The organism is Pseudomonas sp. SDT291_1_S447, assembly GCF_054070155.1.
In genome coordinates, this window is sequence record NZ_JBSVXS010000412.1 from 1 (window position 1) to 228 (window position 228).

General features: G+C 61.8%; 1 protein-coding gene. It reads left to right on the top strand.

What is annotated here, in order from left to right; translation table 11 throughout:
- A partial coding sequence (locus tag ACW9IR_RS30145) for a hypothetical protein (RefSeq protein ID WP_457466260.1) occupies window positions 1-228 on the top strand: 228 nt, incomplete at both ends.

Consider the following 228-nt stretch of genomic DNA (forward strand, 5'->3'; position numbering starts at 1 on the left):
GTTCGGTCGCAAGGCCTACGGCGTGGACCAGTTCGATATCTACGGCCAGTTGATTGAAGCCGGCCAGGGCAGGTTGGCCAGCCTGGCATTTGGCGGTGACGCGGCCTTGGCCAAGGGTGGCAAGCGTCCGGACACCAGCGTGACCATTGTCGCCCTGCAAAGCGCGCCAGTGACGTTGAACGAGCAAGGCGAGGGCGAAGTCAGCGTCAATATTCCCGACTTCAATGG